Raw genomic sequence first — 17,237 nt, forward strand, 5'->3', positions numbered from 1 at the left:
TCGCTAAGGGGCACAGGGGAAACTATGGACAGTGGTGTGCGCGGAATGCGTTTCCGCCAGATGTCGGTATTGGTGTGGGCGGCGCTGGGCTTGAGCGCCTGCGGTGGCGGCGGCAACGGCAACGTCAAGCCGGCCGGACCTTACACGCCCCCCAGTCCGGGCTATATCCCGCCAGGCCCCGGCTATACGCCACCGACGGCTCCGGGCAATCCGGCCACGCCCACCACGCCCACGTCGCCGCCGTCGGACCAGCCGCCGTTCGATGCGCAGCTATCGCTGACTCATGCCGATGCCGCGCACGCCGCGGGCTTCAACGGCGCCGGCGTCACCATCGGCGTGATCGACAGCGGCATCATGCGCAACCATCCCGCGCTGGCCGGACGGGTCACGCAGGAGCTGATCTACATCGACCCGTCCATCAACAACACGTCGGTGGACGACGTGATCGGCCATGGCACCTGGGTTTCGCAGATCGCCGCGGGCAAGGCCTATGGGAGTTTTCCCGGCGGCGTGGCGCCCGGCGCGAACCTGGTTTCGGCACGCATCATTTCCGACAAGGCGCCCAGCGATAATGGCTCGACCCCGCCTTCCATGGTCACCGCCGACGACGCTTACATCTTCCGGTTCATCAACGCCGACCTGATCGATGCCGGCGTGAAGGTGATGAACAATTCGTGGGGCGGCATCGCCTGGGATGCATCCGACACGGCGACGACCAAGGGGTTCCACGACGCGTACGACACCTACGTCAACGCGTGGGGCGGGTTGGTGGTATTTGCCGCCGGCAATGCCTCGCAAGCCAACCCGAGCACCATCGCGGCCTTGCCGAGCCTCGCGCCGGATCTGGGGAAGGGCTGGCTGGCCGTGGTCGCGGTGGACAGCAACCATCCCACGCAGCTGGCGAGCTATTCGAACCAATGCGGCATCGCCATGAACTATTGCCTGGCCGCACCGGGCGACGTGATCGTCAGCGACAAGGACGTCACCAAGGTCAGCGAGGGCTATTGGATCGTCAAGGGCACCTCGTTCGCGGCGCCCGCCGTGTCCGGTGCCGCGGCGCTGGTATGGCAAGCCTTCCCGTACTTCACCAACGACCAGGTGCGCCAGACGCTGCTGGGCACGGCGGACGATCTCGGCGCACCCGGCGTGGACCCGGTATTCGGCTACGGCATGCTCGACGTGGGCAAGGCGGTGAAGGGGCCGGCGCGCTTCGACTGGGGCGATTTCGACGCCACCCTCAACATCGACTCCACCTGGGGCAACGCGATCAGCGGCACCGGCGGCCTCACCAAGGACGGCAGCGGCACGCTCACGCTGACCCAGGCGCCCAGCTACCAGGGCGACACTCATGTCGTGCACGGCGTGCTGTCCGCGCCATCGCTCGCTGGCTCGCTGTACATCGACAACGTCGACGCCGTGATGCGCGGCGCGCACAGCTTCGGCAAGAACGTGCGGAACCTGGGCACGCTGGTGGTGGCCGGCGGCGATGTGCACATTGCCGGCAATTACGACCAGGGCCTCAACGCCGCCAGTCCGCAGGCCGGCCGGCTGGCACTCGAATTGGGCTCGGCCCTGCGCGTGGACGGCAAGGCCACGCTGGCGGGCGGGGACCTGTACGTGATCGGCGCCGCGCAGGGCTACGTCGCCAACGCGCATACCGAGGTGGTTACCGCCACCGGCGGCCTTACCGGCCAGTTCTCCGGGCTGGACGTGGCGCAGGGCATCCTGTTGTCAGCGACGCTCAACTACAACAGCACCAGCGCATGGCTGAACGTGAGCCAGGTGCAGGCCACCGCCGTGGCCGGCATGAGCTACACCGCAGCCTCGTTCAGCGCGGCCCAGCGCGTGGACAATGCCTACGGGCAGATCAACACGCAGTTGGGGCAAGGGGGCGGCATGGCCGGCAATGGCCCGATGCCCACCGGCTTCCTCGCCGGTGCGGCGAGCCTGCAGCAGACGCCCACCACGGCCGCGCTGCAGCGCTCGCTGGAAAGCCTGTCCGGCCAGCTGCACGCGGCCAGCGCCGCGATGACCTTCGAGGCGATCGACGCGGGCACACGTGCGTTGTCCGACCGTTTCGGCAACCTGGCCGACACGCAAACGGTCGGCGGCTGGGCGCAGACGCTGGGCTACCACGGCAGCATGAGCCGCAGCGGCTACGACAGCGTGGGCTACGACCTCAGCGGATGGATGGTGGGACAGGACCGCCGCTTCGGCAGCAACGGCGTCGTCGGCTTCGCGGTCAGCCAGAGCCAGGGCCTGGGGCGTCTGAGCGAATACGCCGACCAGGGCCGGAGCCAGGCGGTCGAGGGCATGCTGTACGCCGGCTTCGTGCACGACGCCTGGTACGGCATGGGGCGCCTTGGCTACGGCAGTTATCGCCAGGACATGCGCCGCCACCTGGAACTGGGCAGTGCCGTGGCCGCCGTGGCCAGCGACAGCAACGGCCGCTACGGCGTGGCCTATGGCGAAAGCGGCTATCGCGCCAACCTGGGCGGCGTGCAGATCACCCCGTACGCCAACCTGCAATACGCACGCATCGAGCGCGATGGCTTCAACGAACTGGGCGGCGACGGCTTCGGCCTGAAATCCGCCTCGCAAACGGTGGACCGCTGGCAGGCGGGCTTCGGCCTGCGCGCCGGCCATACCTGGGCGCTTGCCGGTGGCGGCAGCCTCAGCCTGCAGGGGCGCCTGCAATGGCAGCAGGCGTTCGCCACGCGCGGCGACGCGTTCGACGCCAGCTTCACCGCGCTGGACCAGTGGGCGCCGGTGGGCGGCGTGGGCCTGTCGCGCCACCAGGGCCAGGCGGGCGTCACGCTGGATTGGACCCTGTCCTCGCGTTCCAGCCTGCGGTTCGGCATGGACCAGTACTTCGGCCAGCGCGACCAGGGCATGATGGGCATGCTCAACTACCGCCTGGATTTCTAGGCGAGCTTGCCCCGCGCTTTCTTGTGGGAGCGCACCCTGTGCGCGACTGGCGTGGCATCGTCATCATCCAGTCGCGCACAGGGTGCGCTCCCACAGGGAGATGGCTGGCTCAGGCCTTGCCGTGGAACAGCTCGCGGCCGATCAGCATGCGGCGGATCTCGTTGGTGCCGGCGCCGATCTCGTAGAGCTTGGCGTCGCGCAGCAGGCGGCCGGCCGGGAACTCGTTGATGTAGCCATTGCCGCCCAGGGTCTGGATGGTTTCCAGCGCCACCTTCACCGCATTCTGCGAGGCGTTGAGCAGGCAGGCGGCGGGATCGATGCGCGACTTCACGCCACGGTCGAACTGTGACGCCACCATGTAGGCGAAGCCGCGCGAGCTTTGCAGCGCGGTATACATGTCGGCGATCTTCGCCTGCATCACCCCGAAGGTGCCGATCGGCGCATTGAACTGCTTGCGCTCGCGCACATACGGCAGGGCGATATCCAGCGCCGCCTGCATCAGGCCGATCGGGCCGCCCGACAGCACCAGGCGCTCGGTATCCAGGCCGCTCATCAGCACGCGCACGCCCTCGTTCACCTCGCCCACGATGTTCTCGGCGGGGATCTCGCAATCCTCGAACACCAGCTCGCAGGTGTTGGAGCCGCGCATGCCCAGCTTGTCCAGCTTCTGCGCCGTGCTGAAGCCCTTCATGCCTTTCTCGACGATGAAGGCCGTCATGCAGCGGCTGCCCGCCACGCGCGGCGCCGTGCGCATGTAGACCAGCAGCACGTCGGCGTCGGGGCCGTTGGTGATCCACATCTTCGAGCCGTTGGCGACCCACGCGTCGCCCTTCTTCTCCGCCTTGCAGCTCATCGAGCCGACCACGTCCGAGCCTGCGCCCGGCTCGCTCATCGCCAGCGCGCCCACGTACTCACCCGAGCACAGCTTGGGAATGTACTTGCGCCGCTGCGCCTCGTTGCCGTTGTGGAAGATGTTCTGCACGCACAGGTTGGAATGCGCGCCGTAGGAAAGGCCGACCGAGCCCGAGGCGCGCGAGATTTCCTCCATCGCCACCATATGCGCGAGAAAGCCCATGCCGCTGCCGCCGTACTCCTCGGGAATGGTGATGCCGAGCAGGCCCATGTCGCCGAACTTGCGCCACAGGTCCGCAGGAAACAGGTTTTCGCGGTCGATGTGATCGGCGCGGGGCGCGATCTCCTTCTCGGCGAAGGCGTGGACGCTTTCACGCAGCAGGTCGATGTCTTCGCCCAGCGGGAAGGGACGCATGCCTGGAACTCCGGGTGCAGGTGGGTAGGCAATGGTAACGCGCACGGCGTGACGGGCCGTTGCGCGTCGCACAACTTTGGTACACGGATGGATGCGTGGAGCATGACGCTCTTCAGAGCAGAGCGCTTCACGCTCATCCCGCATGCACCGCATTCGCCAACTCCGCAAGTCGATCGCGTTGCGCCAGCACCTGTCCCAGTTGCCCCAGCACCAGCCGCGTGACATCGTCGCCGTCGCGCAAGGCCAGGGTTTCGGCCAGTACCGGGTCGTCGGCCGATGGAGCGGCGTGGTGGCCCTGGGCCAGCGCGTCAGCCAGGTGGTCGAGCGTGGCCACGACCAGGGCGCCCGCGCGCGCCACCGCTTCCCGTGCCGGGGCGGAGGCGATGGCCTGGCGATGCACGCCCAGGGCCGAAAGCTGGCCCAGCAGCGTGTGCGCGGCGGCGAGGAAGCGCATCAGGCGTTCGGCGCCGCGTTGGTGCTGGCCGGGTTCGCGCAGCATGTTGGCCAGCACGCCGCTCAGAGTGGCGTTGGCGTTGTGCGCGTCGCGGCGGGCGATGCGGTAGTCGAGGTCGTCGCGGCGGCCGCAGGCGTATTGGGCGATGATCCGTGACAGGTAGCGGGCGTCGCAGCGCAGGGTATCGGCGAGCACATCGTCGAAGCGGCGGCCCTGCCAGTCGGGCATCACCAACCGCATGGCCAGCGCGGCGATGGCGGCGCCAAGCAGGGTGTCCAGCAGGCGCGGCAGCATCACCTCGTAGCCCTTGCCGAGCTGGTTGAAGCACAGCACCACGAACAGCGTGATGGCCGCGGTGGCGGTGGGGTAGCGGCGCAGGCGGGCGGCGAAGAACACCACGCCGGAGACCACGATCAGTGGCATCTGCCACGGACCGTAGGGCAGCAGCCGCAAGGCAGCCCAGCCCAGAACCAGGCCGATGGTGGTGCCGATGATGCGCTGGACCAGGCGCAGGCGCGTGGCGCCGTAGCTGGGCTGGCACACCAGCAGGGTGGTGAGCAGGATCCAGTAGCCATGGCGGGGATGGATCAGGTGCAGCACGCCGTAGCCGGCCAGCAGCGCCAGGGCCAGCCGCAGCGCATGGCGGAAGCGGAACGAGCGTGGCGTGAGCTGGACCCGGATGCGTTCCCAGCCCTCGCGCAGCGACTGCGGCTCGGGATTCTGCAGCACGCTTTGCCGGCCCTTGGCGGGCAATCCGATCGGCTGGTCGCCCTGCAATTGCTGCTGGATCGCGGCGAGGTTGTTCACCAGGGCCTCGAGCGAACGCAGCAGGTGCGCGGCTGGCGGCTGGGGGCGAGCGCCCAGGGCGGCCAGCGCGCTTCGCAGGTCTTCCACCGAGATGCGCATGCCGTCGTCGGCGGCCGCGGTGGTGTGCAGCCGCAGGGCGTCGGCGCGTCGGCGGCACGCCATGGCTTCCTCGCGCAGCAGGTGCTCGCAGCGGAACAGCACATCGCTGTGGAACAACGCCTCGGCCAGGGCGTCGTAGGGATAGTGGGCGGAGCTGATGCGCTCGTGGATGTCCTGTGCCATGAAGTAGAGCCGCAGGCGCGTGCCGGCGCTGCCGCGCGGGCGCCGTGCGCCGATGCGGTCGATCAGCACCGTGCGCGTATCGTTGAGCGCCTCGACCACGCGCTCGTTCTTCATCGCCAGCGACAGCTGCAGGGCCTCGCGGTCCACGCCGTGCACCGGTGTGAAGAGGGCGGCCTTGGCTTCCAGATAGGCGGCGAGGGTGTCGAACAGGCGCGCCAGCGACAGCCGTACCGCCTGCTGCGGCGCCAGCGCACTCCACAGCAGGGACAGCACGCCGTACCAGGCGGCGCCGGCGAGCAGCAGCAGCGGCTGGCGCCAGGCGGCCACCGGCACGTCCATGGCCTGGTCCGCGCCGATCATGGTGTAGACGGCCAGCAACAGGGTGGCGCCGGCGATGGTGGCGTAGCGTTCGCTGGCCGCGCCCAGCATCACCAGCACGAAGGTCGACAGCGGCAGCCCCAGCGCGAACAGCGCGGGATAGGGAAACAGCCATTGCACCGCGAACGAGGACACCGCGAAGCAGGCCAGCGTCAGCAGCAGGGTACCCGCGCGGTTGCGCCAGTGTTCCTCGGTTTCCGCTAGCGCGCAGGCGATCACGCCCAGCAGGATGGCCAGCGCATCGTCGATATGCCCGCTGCCGGAGCACCACGCCGCGGCGCCGCCCAGCGCGAGGAACACGCGCAGGCATTCGGCGAAGCGGTCGGAACCGCGCAGGCGGCGCCAGCGATGGGCAAGGGTATCGGGCATGTGTCCAGCATACGATGCGGAGGCCGCGGTGCGCCGGTGAAACCGGAAAGAAAAACGCCGGCGCGAGGCCGGCGTTTTCCTGGGACTTGCGACGGCGCCTACTGGCCGCGCATGCGACCGGCGAAGCGCGGGCCGTGGTTGCCCATGGTCGGCAGCTTGATCTTGCCGATGGACTCGATGCGCTCCTCCGCCAGGCGGTCAGCCGCCTTGTAGGTCGGCACGCCCTGGGTGCGGGAGATCTCGAAGATGCGGCCCAGGTTGTAGTAGATGGTGCGCATCATGCGCATGGCGCGCTCGCGGTTGTAGCCGTCGATCTCCAGCGACACGTTCATCACGCCGCCGGCGTTCACCGCATAGTCCGGCGCGTACAGCACGCCGCGGCGCTGCAGCTCGTCGCCGATGGCGTCGGTGGCCAGCTGGTTGTTGGCCGCGCCGCAGATGATCTTGGCCTTGATGCGGTCGATGGTCTGCTCGTTGAGCGTGCCGCCCAGCGCGCACGGCGAGTACACGTCGGCGTCGACGTCGTAGATCTCGTCCAGGCCCACGGCCTCGCAGCCCAGCTCGTCCACGCAGCGCTGCACGGCGTCCTTGTTGATGTCGGTGACGAACACCTTGGCGCCCTGCTCGCGCAGCAGCTTGATGAACTCGCTGCCCACGTGGCCGGCACCTTGCACGGCGTAGCTGTACTTGCCCACGTCCTCGTTGCCGTGCTTGGCCTGCAGCGCGGCCATCAGGCCCTGCAGGGTGCCGAACGCGGTGAACGGCGAGGGATCGCCCGAGCCGCCGTGCACCTGGTGCACGCCGGTCACGTATTCGGTCTCGCGGAACACGTATTCCATGTCGTTGACGTCGATGCCGACGTCCTCGGCCGTGATGTAGCGGCCGTTGAGCGAGTTGACGAAACGGCCGAACGCGCGGAACAGCGACTCGGACTTGTCCTTGCTCGGATCGCCAATGATGACGGCCTTGCCGCCGCCGAGGTTCAGGCCGGCCACGGCGTTCTTGTAGGTCATGCCGCGCGACAGGCGCAGCACGTCGTTGACCGCGTCCTGCTCGCTCTTGTACGGCCACATGCGCAGGCCGCCGAGCGCGGGGCCCAGCACCGTGTTGTGGATCGCGATGATGGCCTTCAGGCCGGCGTCCTTGTTGTGGCAAAAGACGACTTCTTCGTGGCCCGTGTTGGCGATGGTTTCGAAAATCATTGGAACGCAAACTCCAAAGTTGTGTGCCCGGGGACGGCACGCCGGGATGGCGGCGGGAACGATCCAGCATGTCCCGCCAAGGCTGAAAACGCCTGAAACTCAAACGCCCCAGCGGGGGCTGGGGCGATGAGTCGAGATCCCTATTGTAGTACGCGCCGACTGGCCGCTGGTTCTGCGCCGCATCAAAGCCCGTGCGTATGGCGGTGGTGCGCCGGTCTTCCTTGCTGGTTGGAGCCTACGCAGGCATCAGCCATCGCCTACGGGGCTCAATGGCCCCAATAGCCCTCGTGGAAGCGCCAGCCATCGCGGTAGTGCTCCCAGTGGGGCTGGTGATAGACGAAGCCCGGGCGGGCCGGGATCCAGTAGCCGTGGACCCATACGTGGCGATGTCCCTCCCAGCGCCAATAGCCCGGCGCCCACACGTAGCCGGGGCGCGGCGGGGGCACCACCTCGTAGACCGGCGCCGGCGGGGCGACGTTGATGCCGATCCCCACCGCGACGCCGGCCGTGGCGGCGGGGGTATAGACGGCGCCCGCGCTTGCGATGCCAACCACGGCAAGCAGGGCGAGTTTGCGGGCAATGCTCAGCATGACGTTTTCTCCTGGTGATGGCCGCGATGGGCGGCTTCATGGCGGGAAACGACAACGCGTCGCAGGGTGTTGACGTCATTTCTTGAGCTCGTTCAGCTTTGTGATGGCTGCGCGGTGGCTTCCGTTCAGTCGGTCGGGCAAAAGAACGAACGATCGTGCTATTTTCGTGACATGAACGCATCGATATACCCTGGCAAGCGGGCCGCCACGCGCGAACTCATCCTGGACCACGCCTACGCGCTGGCCCGCCGCGAGGGCCTGGAAGGTCTTTCCATCGGCGCCCTGGCGCAGGACGTGGGCATGTCCAAGAGCGGCGTGTTCGCCCACTTCGGCTCGCGCGAGGAATTGCAGCTGGCCGTGCTGCAGGCCGGGCAGCAGCGCTTCCTGGAACAGGTGAAATTTCCTGCGCTGTCGCAGCCGCGCGGCCTGGCGCGCCTGCGCGCCATCATCGGCGCCTGGATCGGCTGGATCCGTGCCTATCCCAGCGGCTGCGTATTGCTGGCGGCCGCCAGCGAGTACGACGGACGCGAAGGCCCGCTGCACGACAAGGTCGCCCAGCAGCAGGCCGGTTGGCGTCGCGAACTGGTGCGCACCATCGGCCATGCCGTGGAAAACGGCGAACTGCGCCAGGGCGCCGAGCCCACCCGGATCGCCTTCGAGATCCATGCCCTCATGCTGGGCCTGCACCACGATGCCGCCCTGTTCGGCTTCGACGAGGCGCAAGGGCATGCATGGGCGGCGTTCGAGCGCCTGCTTGCCAGCTACCGCCCGCAGGGCGGGCAGGGAGGCGCGCCATGAAGCGCACGGCATTCCCGCGCAAGAAGGGCCATTCGCACGGCCCCGGCGCGTTCAAGCTCAAGGCGGTGCGCACCGGGTTCGCGGTGGGCGGCCGATTGGCGCCCGCGCGCACCGTGGCGCAGGCGCTGCGCCTGTTCGTCACCCCTTTCGCCAGCAGCCGCGCGCGGGCGCAACGCGCGCAGCCCGATGCGGAGATGCGGCGTGGCGAACTGGTCGTCCATGGCCGGCGCATCGCCACCTATACCTGGGGCGATCCCGTGCGCCAGCCGTATGCGCTGCTGATCCACGGCTGGTCCAGCTTCGGCCTGCGCTACCTGCCGTGGGTAGCGCCGCTGCGCGCGCTGGGCTACGCGCTGGTGGCGTTCGACCAGCCGGGGCATGGCCTCAGCGAAGGATGCACCTGCACGCTGCCGGACTTCATCGATACCGTGCGCGAAGTGGGACGCCACCATGGCCATGCCGCGCTGGCCGTGGCGCATTCGCTGGGTGGCGCCGCGGCCGCGCTGGCGCAGGGCGAAACCTGGCATGCGGATAAGCTCATCCTGATTGCGCCCGCCGCTGATCCGGTGGCGGCGACGCAGCGCTTCACGCGCCTGGTGCGCCTGGGCGAACACCTGCATGGGCGCCTGCATGACGGGTTGCGGGCGATGACCGGTTTCGACATCCATCAGTTGCAGGTGCATCGTCACCTGCCGTCGCTGGGGCAGCCCGCGTTGATCGTGCACGACATGGATGATCGCGACGTGCCCTGGTCTGAGGGCGAACGCTATGCCCGCCACTGGCATGGCGCGCGGCTGCTCACCACCCAGGGGCTGGGGCATCATCGCGTGCTGGACGCGCCGGAGGTGGTCGAGGCATCGCTGGCCTTCCTGCGTGGCGAGGCCATCGGCGAACGCGTGGTGTCGTCGCCGAATCTGCCATTTGGGGATGGCTGAGGCGTCGAATCGCGCACTGGGTGCGCTCCCGCAATGGTTGCGTTCTCCCGTGGGAGCGCACCCTGTGCGCGACGGTGGAGAAATCCCCGGCGCAGCGGCTTTCCACCGCGCCGCAACATGTTCCAAACGTAACCATCCACTAAAATCCAGGGACCAGCCGCACAGCCGTTGCCGGAGTCCCCATGAGTTCCCCCGCCCAGCACGTTCCCGCCAGCGCCGCCCAGGCGGAAACCCGTCCATTGCGCTTCGTCACCGCGGCCAGTCTGTTCGACGGCCACGACGCGGCGATCAACATCATGCGCCGCATCATCCAGTCGCAAGGCGCGGAGGTGATCCACCTGGGCCACAACCGCTCGGTGGAGGACGTGGTGCGCGCCGCGTTGCAGGAGGACGCCGACGCCATCGCGCTGTCGTCCTACCAGGGCGGCCACGTCGAGTACTTCAAGTACATGGTGGACATGCTCAAGGAGCACAACGCCTCGCATATCCGCGTGTTCGGCGGTGGCGGCGGCACCATCACGCCGGAGGAAATCCGCGAGCTGCAGGCCTACGGCGTGGAGCGCATCTACCATCCCAACGACGGCATGAAGCTCGGTCTCGCCGAGATGATCGAGGACGTGATGCATCGCGCCCGCGCGGCGGCGGTGAAGCGCGCCAAGGACGGCGCGGCCACGACGGTGAAGCCGCTGGTGGACATCGCCGACGAGATCGCCGTCGGTCACGTGCTGTCGGCGCTGGAAGAAGGCGAGCTGTCGGAAGCCGAGCTCGACCACCTGCGCAAGCAGTGGAAGATGGCCGGCAAGCAGACCCCGGTGCTCGGCGTCACCGGTACCGGCGGCGCCGGCAAGTCCTCGGTGGTGGACGAGTTGCTGCTGCGCTTCCTGCATGCGTTCCCCGGGATGCGCATCGCAGTGCTCGCCGTCGACCCGACCCGGCGCCGCAGCGGCGGCGCGCTGCTGGGCGACCGCATCCGCATGAACTCCCTGCGCAGCCATCGCGTCTACATGCGCTCGATGGCCACGCGCCGCCAGCACGCTGCGACCAGCGCGGTGCTGCGCGACTGCATCGATTTCCTCAAGGCGCAGCCCTACGACCTGGTGATCGTGGAGACCGCCGGCATCGGCCAGAGCGATTCGGAGATCGTCGACCTGGTGGATTTCCCCGCCTACGTGATGACCAGCGACTACGGCGCGGCCAGCCAGCTGGAGAAGATCGACATGCTCGACTTCGCGGAACTGGTCGTGCTCAACAAGTTCGACAAGCGCGGCGCGGAGGATGCGCTGCGCGACGTGCGCAAGCAATGGAAGCGCAACCGCACCGCCTTTACGCTCAGCGACGAGCAGGTGCCGGTGTTTCCCACCATCGCCAGCCAGTTCAACGACCCCGGCGTGACCTGGATGTTCGCCAGCCTGTGCCGCCTGCTGCGCGAGAAGCTCCACCTGCCCGCCGAGAAGTGGACACCCGAGGTCGATACCTCGTTGAAGGAGCCGCGCGCCACCGTGCTGATTCCCGGCAGCCGCGTGCGCTACCTGGCCGAGATCGCCGAGCAGGGACGCGGCATCAATCGCGAGATCGAGCGCGAGGCCGGGTTCGCCAGCAAGGCGCAGCACTACTACGAGTCGCTCAAGGAACTGGGCGACGCGCACCTGCCGCGTGAGCTGGCGCGCTATGAATCCGAAGCGCTGCACGAGGAAGGCGCGGACCGCACGTTGCTCACGCTGCGCCAGCGCTACAACGAGGCCATCAAGGAACTCAGCCACGAGGCTATCCACCTGCTGCACGAGTGGCCGGCGCGCTACCAGTCGGTGACCGAGGAGGTCAACGAATACAAGGTGCGCGACAAGGTGATCCGGGTGGAGAACTACCGTGAATCGCTCAGCCACCAGAAGATCCCGAAGGTGGCGCCGCCCAGGACCAAGGATTGGGGCGACCTGTTGCGCTTCCTGATGCGCGAGAACCTGCCCGGCCATTATCCCTACACCGGCGGCGTGTACCCGTACCGCCGCACCGGCGAGGACCCGACCCGCATGTTCGCGGGCGAGGGCACGCCCGAGCGCACCAACCGGCGCTTCCACTACCTCAGCCAGGGCGGCGCGGCCACGCGCCTGTCCACCGCGTTCGACTCGGTGACGCTGTACGGCGAGGACCCGGCGCCGCGCCCGGACATCTACGGCAAGATCGGCAACTCCGGCGTCAACATCGCCACGCTGGACGACATGAAGAAGCTGTACTCCGGCTTCGACCTCAGCGCGCCGACCAGCTCGGTATCGATGACCATCAACGGCCCCGCGCCCATCATCCTCGCGATGTTCATGAACACCGCGATCGACCAGAACATCGAGAAGCACCTCAAGCAAGACCCCACGCGCTGGGCCGCGGCGGAAAAGCAGATCGCCGCGATGTTCCCCCACGGCCGCCCGCAGTATTCCGGCGAGCTGCCCAAGGGCAATGAAGGGCTGGGGCTAGGCCTGCTCGGCGTCACCGGCGACCAGCTGGTGGACGCGGAAACCTACGCCCGCATCAAGGCCGAAACCCTCAGCACCGTGCGCGGCACCGTGCAGGCCGACATCCTCAAGGAGGACCAGGCGCAGAACACCTGCATCTTCTCCACCGAGTTCGCGCTGCGCATGATGGGCGACATCCAGCAGTATTTCGTCGACCACAAGGTGCGAAATTTCTACTCGGTGTCGATCTCCGGCTACCACATCGCCGAGGCCGGCGCGAACCCGATCAGCCAACTCGCCTTCACGCTGTCCAATGGGTTCACGATTGTCGAGTATTACCTCGCGCGAGGTATGAAGATCGACGACTTCGCGCCCAACCTGTCGTTCTTCTTCTCCAACGGCATGGACCCGGAATACACCGTGATCGGCCGGGTGGCCCGCCGCATCTGGGCGCGCGCCATGCGCGAGCGCTACGGCGCCAGCGCGCGCAGCCAGATGATGAAGTACCACATCCAGACCTCCGGCCGCTCACTGCACGCGCAGGAAATCCAGTTCAACGACATCCGCACCACGCTGCAGGCGCTGTACGCGCTGTTCGACAACTGCAACAGCCTGCACACCAACGCCTACGACGAGGCGATCACCACGCCGACCGAAGAGAGCGTGCGTCGCGCGGTGGCGATCCAGATGATCATCAACAAGGAACTGGGCCTCAACTTCAATGAGAACCCCTGGCAGGGCAGCTACATCGTCGAAGAGCTCACCGACCTGGTGGAAGAGGCCGTCTACAAAGAGTTCGAAGCCATCAGCGAGCGCGGCGGCGTGCTCGGCGCCATGGACACCATGTACCAGCGCGGCAAGATCCAGGAAGAGTCGATGTTCTACGAGCAGAAGAAGCACGACGGGAGCCTGCCGCTGATCGGCGTGAACACCTTCCTGCCCAAGGACCACGGCGGCGAGATCGCCACCGAGATCGAGCTGATCCGCTCCACCGAGGCGGAGAAGGCTCAGCAGATCGACAACGTGCAGGCCTTCGGCAAGGCCCGCAACGGCCTGGCGCCGGACAGCCTGAAGGCGTTGCAGGACGCCGCGCGGGAGCGCCGCAACGTGTTCGAGCAATTGATGGAAGCGGTGAAATACAACTCGCTCGGCCAGATCAGCCACGCGCTCTACGACGTGGGCGGCGAATACCGCCGCAACATGTAGCGGATCCACCTTTTCCTCTCCCGCGGGGAGAGGAAAAGGCGAGGGGAGGTCCTGCCGGGCGGCGTGGGCTTCCACGCGGCGCCCTTGCGAAGGGAGGCAGGCGCGCGGCGTTTCCGCGACAATACGCGTATCCCCTCTTGCATCTGCCAGCCCTGCAGGACTCCCCATGCTTATCGTCCATCATCTCAACGATTCGCGTTCCCAGCGCGTGCTGTGGCTGCTGGAAGAACTGGACGTTCCCTACGACATCGTCCGCTACCAGCGCGATCCCAAGACCCTGCTGGCGCCGCCGGCGCTGCGCGCCATCCATCCGCTGGGCAAGTCGCCGGTGATCGAGGACGAGGGCCATACGCTGGCCGAGTCGGGCGCCATCATCGAGTACCTGATCGACCGCTACGACGCGGGCCAGCTGGCGCCGTTGCGCGGCATGCCGGAACGGCTGCGCTTCAACTACTGGCTGCACTACGCCGAAGGCTCGGCCATGCCGCCGCTGCTGCTGAAGCTGGTCGCGCAGCGCATCGCCAACGCACCGATGCCGTTCTTCGCCCGGCCCATCGCCCGCAGGATCGCCAACACCTTGCAGGCGAGCTTCGTCGACCCGCAACTGGAACTGCATCTGTCCTATATCAATCGCGCCCTGGCCGCTACCGGCTGGCTCGTGGGCGATGCCTTCAGCGCGGCGGACATCCAGATGAGCTTTCCGCTGGAGGCGGCCATGGCGCGCAGCGGCATGGTGGATCGCTTGCCGCACATCGCGCGGTTCGTGGCGCGCATCCGCGCGCGCCCGGCCTACCAGAGGGCGTTGGAGCGCGGCGGCCCGTTCAAGCTCGGTTGAGCGCCAGGCGAAGTCCAGAAGGCTTGCAACCGGAGCCGCAGGCTCTAACAAGCCTTCTGGACCTCGACGCCAGTCGATGCCGGGACGGCGGTCGCTTCATGGCGCCATTCTGCGAGCACCCCCCGTAAAGAAGCGATGCGGACTTGCGTGGCGCGCATATGGAACGCGTAAAGATTCGTGGGTGCGTGTCGGTCATTCCGTGGTAGGCGCGATGGCGAAACCCGTCACCGCGCTGAGGGTTGCTCTACCACGTTTGTAGCCGGGAACGATCCCATCCGGTAGACGAAACTTACAGACCGGGCGGGATGGGCTTGCTATGGTCGGCCGGCCATCCACGTGGCGCCTCGACGGAACACCGTGGATGGCCATTGCAGGCATGCAATGAGTAGCGCGGATCGTGTGAGCGGCAACTCACGCGATCCGCTGGCCATTACCAACTAGACCAAGGAGTTGATCATGGCTGCGCCGGATCATACGGCACTTGCACGCTTGTCGGTTCCCGCCGACGACACCTTCGCCCTTTCTCCCCGCCGCGTTTTCCCATTCCTGCACACGTGGGGTGAGCTACGGCTACACGGCATTTCCCTGTCGCCTGCCATGGTGGCGACGGCGATCCGTGGCTCCCGGGCCTGAGCCCGGAGCGGCATACCAAGTCCTGTGATCCTTTCCGCGGCGTGCCGCACCCATGGCGAGGCACGCCGTTTTCGGAAGGACCTGCATGGCATGTGGCGATTCCCGCCGGCCCACCGCGAGCCGGGCGGATCAACGGCGAGTGGCATCATGACGAAGCGTCCAGCTCTTCATCCAGGCATTGTCCTGCTCCATAGATATCTGAAACCCCAACGCATCAGTCTGAGTGCCCTTGCACGGGCGACGGGCATTCCCTCACGGCACTATGGGGCGATCGTGAAGGGGCGGCGTCCCATCACACAGGACGTCGCCGTGCGGCTGGCGGCCTACCTGGACGTGCCGGCGATCTTCTGGATGAGGATGCAGAAGCACTACGACGAGTGGCAGGAGTACAAGGCCCTGCTGCGCGAGGGCGGCGTGGATATCGACGCGCCCCGCAAGTGAACAGGCGCTAAGAGCCTGTTCAACATCTCGGTGTCATCCCAGCAACCCCTCCCCGCCGATGCCCATCGGTCCCCTCTGTGGGAGCGCACCCTGTGCGCGACCTCCTTTTGCCTCGGTCTGCATGGTTCGTCATCCTGGCCCTTGCCCCCTTTGGCGGGGTGCGCCGGGACGACGAGCCATGAGGCGAAAGGCGTCGCGCACAGGGTGCGCTCCCACAAGGCTGCGTGCAGGGGGGAGGAGGGCCTACCAAGATTTTGAACAGTCGCTAAGGCTTGATGAACTTCAGCGTCATGCGGTCCGACTCGCCGATGGCCTTCATCTTCGCGTGCTCCTCCTCGGGGCCGGCGAGGTCGGGCGGCAGGCGGTGCACGTTGATGTCTTCCGGGTCGTTGGGGTTGGCGTTGACCTGCGAGACGTCGGCCAGGCGGAAGCCGGCCTTGATCGCCTGCGCGATCATGTAGTCCTCGGGGATGCGGTGCAGCGCGCCGGCGGTGACGCGCGCATCGGCGAATGGCCTGGCGCGGTGTTCCTCGATGCCCAGGATGCCGCCGGGCTTGAGTACCTCGAACGCGGCCTTGAACACGGCGTCCAGTGTCTCCGGGCTGTCGATCAGCCAGTCATGGGTATTGCGGAAGGTGAGCACCATGTCCGCCGAGCCGGGCGTTCCCAGGTCCACCTGGCCGGGCGGCACGAACGGGATCACCTTGCTGATATGGCCGAATACCTCGGGTTGGGCCTTGAGCTTGGCGTTGAACTTGTCGGCCTTGGGCGGCGCCGCTTCGATCAGCTGGCCGTGCGCGGCCAGGTAGGGCGCCAGGATCTCGGTGTACCAGCCGCCGCCCGGCGACAGCTCGATCACCGTCATGCCCGGTTGGATGCCGAAGAACTGCAGGGTTTCCACCGGGTGCCGGTAGACGTCGCGGGCCTTGTTGGCCGCCGGGCGCCAGCTGCCGGCGACGGCCTGCTGCAGGGTGATGTCCTTGGCGGGCGGCACGGTGCCGGTGGCCTGGGCGATGGGGATGGACAGTGACAACACACAGAGCAGGATGGTGATGCGCCGCAGCATGGTCCGGCCCTCCTGGTGGCGTCGGCCAAGGGTACGCCGCCGGGGAAAGCGGAATGTGAAGTGCGGGGAGGAGGGCCGGTCGATCCGGCCTCGCCTCGTTCGACGTCCTGATGGAAGGCGTCGCGTGGATGCGCGTGGCGTCCCATGCCATCGATACAGGAGCAGGACCCATGCGCTTTATCCCGTACCTCAATTTCGACGGTGATTGCCGGGAGGCGTTCGACTTCTATGCCGCGGCGTTCAACGGCAAGCTCACCGCGCGCATGAGCTTCGGTGAATCGCCCATGGCTGGGGAGATGCCGCCGGAAACCCACGGGCGCGTGATGCACTCGCAACTGGAAACACCCAGCGGCATCCTGATGGGCGCCGATGGCCCGCCAGGCTCCAGCACGCGTGGCGGCGTGGTGAACGTGGACGTGGGCACGCCGGCGGAGGCCGAGCGCGTGTTCCATGCGCTGTCCGAGGGCGGCAGCGTGCAGATGCCGCTGGGCGAGACCTTCTGGGCGCACCGCTTCGGCCTGCTGACCGATCGCTACGGCAAGGGCTGGATGGTCAACTGCCTGAAGATGCCCGGCGAATGACGCCGGGCATGGGCGGCGGAT

The 17,237-nt window shown here is 67.4% G+C and carries 12 protein-coding genes; 7 read left to right on the forward strand and 5 right to left on the reverse strand.

The window, feature by feature from the left end:
* The first annotated feature begins 24 nt into the window (after nt 1-24).
* Nucleotides 25-2,928 (forward strand): S8 family serine peptidase, encoded by a 2,904-nt coding sequence (locus tag MJ605_RS03710; protein WP_425600963.1) that lies wholly within the window; start codon nt 25-27, stop codon nt 2,926-2,928.
* Nucleotides 2,929-3,037: 109 nt separating this feature from the next.
* On the opposite strand, the gene MJ605_RS03715 is transcribed toward MJ605_RS03710, so the two are convergent.
* The 4 genes from MJ605_RS03715 to MJ605_RS03730 all read right to left on the reverse strand — a co-directional run bounded on the left by MJ605_RS03715 (nt 3,038) and on the right by MJ605_RS03730 (nt 8,277).
* Nucleotides 3,038-4,195: an isovaleryl-CoA dehydrogenase gene (locus tag MJ605_RS03715; RefSeq protein ID WP_243039685.1), complete on the reverse strand. Its 1,158-nt coding sequence runs from the start codon at nt 4,193-4,195 to the stop codon at nt 3,038-3,040.
* 133 nt (nt 4,196-4,328) lie between these two features.
* Nucleotides 4,329-6,485, reverse strand: coding sequence for a YccS family putative transporter (gene yccS, locus MJ605_RS03720; protein WP_243039687.1), 2,157 nt, complete (start codon nt 6,483-6,485; stop codon nt 4,329-4,331).
* A 98-nt stretch (nt 6,486-6,583) separates the two neighbouring features.
* Complete coding sequence (locus tag MJ605_RS03725; RefSeq protein WP_243039689.1) at nt 6,584-7,687, reverse strand: Glu/Leu/Phe/Val dehydrogenase dimerization domain-containing protein; 1,104 nt, start codon at nt 7,685-7,687, stop codon at nt 6,584-6,586.
* Between the two features lie 266 nt (nt 7,688-7,953).
* Nucleotides 7,954-8,277 carry a YXWGXW repeat-containing protein gene (locus MJ605_RS03730; protein ID WP_243039691.1) on the reverse strand — a complete coding sequence of 108 codons (324 nt, stop codon included), beginning with the start codon at nt 8,275-8,277 and terminating at the stop codon, nt 7,954-7,956.
* 171 nt (nt 8,278-8,448) lie between these two features.
* Here MJ605_RS03730 and MJ605_RS03735 point away from each other — a divergent pair, with 171 nt between their 5' ends.
* From MJ605_RS03735 to MJ605_RS03755, 5 genes are all read left to right on the forward strand, one after another.
* The gene (locus tag MJ605_RS03735; RefSeq protein WP_243039693.1) at nt 8,449-9,075 is read left to right on the forward strand and encodes a TetR/AcrR family transcriptional regulator; all 627 of its coding nucleotides are present in this window, start codon (nt 8,449-8,451) and stop codon (nt 9,073-9,075) included.
* Nucleotides 9,072-10,010: an alpha/beta fold hydrolase gene (locus MJ605_RS03740; protein WP_243039694.1), complete on the forward strand. Its 939-nt coding sequence runs from the start codon at nt 9,072-9,074 to the stop codon at nt 10,008-10,010. The genes MJ605_RS03735 and MJ605_RS03740 overlap by 4 nt, the downstream gene beginning before the upstream one ends.
* Nucleotides 10,011-10,192: 182 nt before the next feature.
* On the forward strand, nt 10,193-13,660 hold the full coding sequence (locus MJ605_RS03745; protein WP_243039695.1) for a methylmalonyl-CoA mutase family protein: 3,468 nt from the start codon (nt 10,193-10,195) through the stop codon (nt 13,658-13,660).
* Between the two features lie 166 nt (nt 13,661-13,826).
* Nucleotides 13,827-14,495, forward strand: a complete 669-nt coding sequence (locus tag MJ605_RS03750; RefSeq protein ID WP_243039696.1) for a glutathione S-transferase family protein — start codon at nt 13,827-13,829, stop codon at nt 14,493-14,495.
* Between the two features lie 780 nt (nt 14,496-15,275).
* Nucleotides 15,276-15,569 (forward strand): HigA family addiction module antitoxin, encoded by a 294-nt coding sequence (locus MJ605_RS03755; protein WP_243039705.1) that lies wholly within the window; start codon nt 15,276-15,278, stop codon nt 15,567-15,569.
* 265 nt (nt 15,570-15,834) lie between these two features.
* Here the strand turns inward: MJ605_RS03755 and MJ605_RS03760 are convergent, their stop codons facing one another.
* On the reverse strand, nt 15,835-16,635 hold the full coding sequence (locus tag MJ605_RS03760; protein WP_243039706.1) for a class I SAM-dependent methyltransferase: 801 nt from the start codon (nt 16,633-16,635) through the stop codon (nt 15,835-15,837).
* 170 nt (nt 16,636-16,805) lie between these two features.
* Here MJ605_RS03760 and MJ605_RS03765 point away from each other — a divergent pair, with 170 nt between their 5' ends.
* Nucleotides 16,806-17,216 (forward strand): VOC family protein, encoded by a 411-nt coding sequence (locus MJ605_RS03765; RefSeq protein WP_243039707.1) that lies wholly within the window; start codon nt 16,806-16,808, stop codon nt 17,214-17,216.
* Nucleotides 17,217-17,237 lie beyond the last annotated feature (21 nt).

This window comes from Dyella sedimenti (genome assembly GCF_022760995.1).
Lineage (GTDB): Bacteria > Pseudomonadota > Gammaproteobacteria > Xanthomonadales > Rhodanobacteraceae > Dyella > Dyella sedimenti.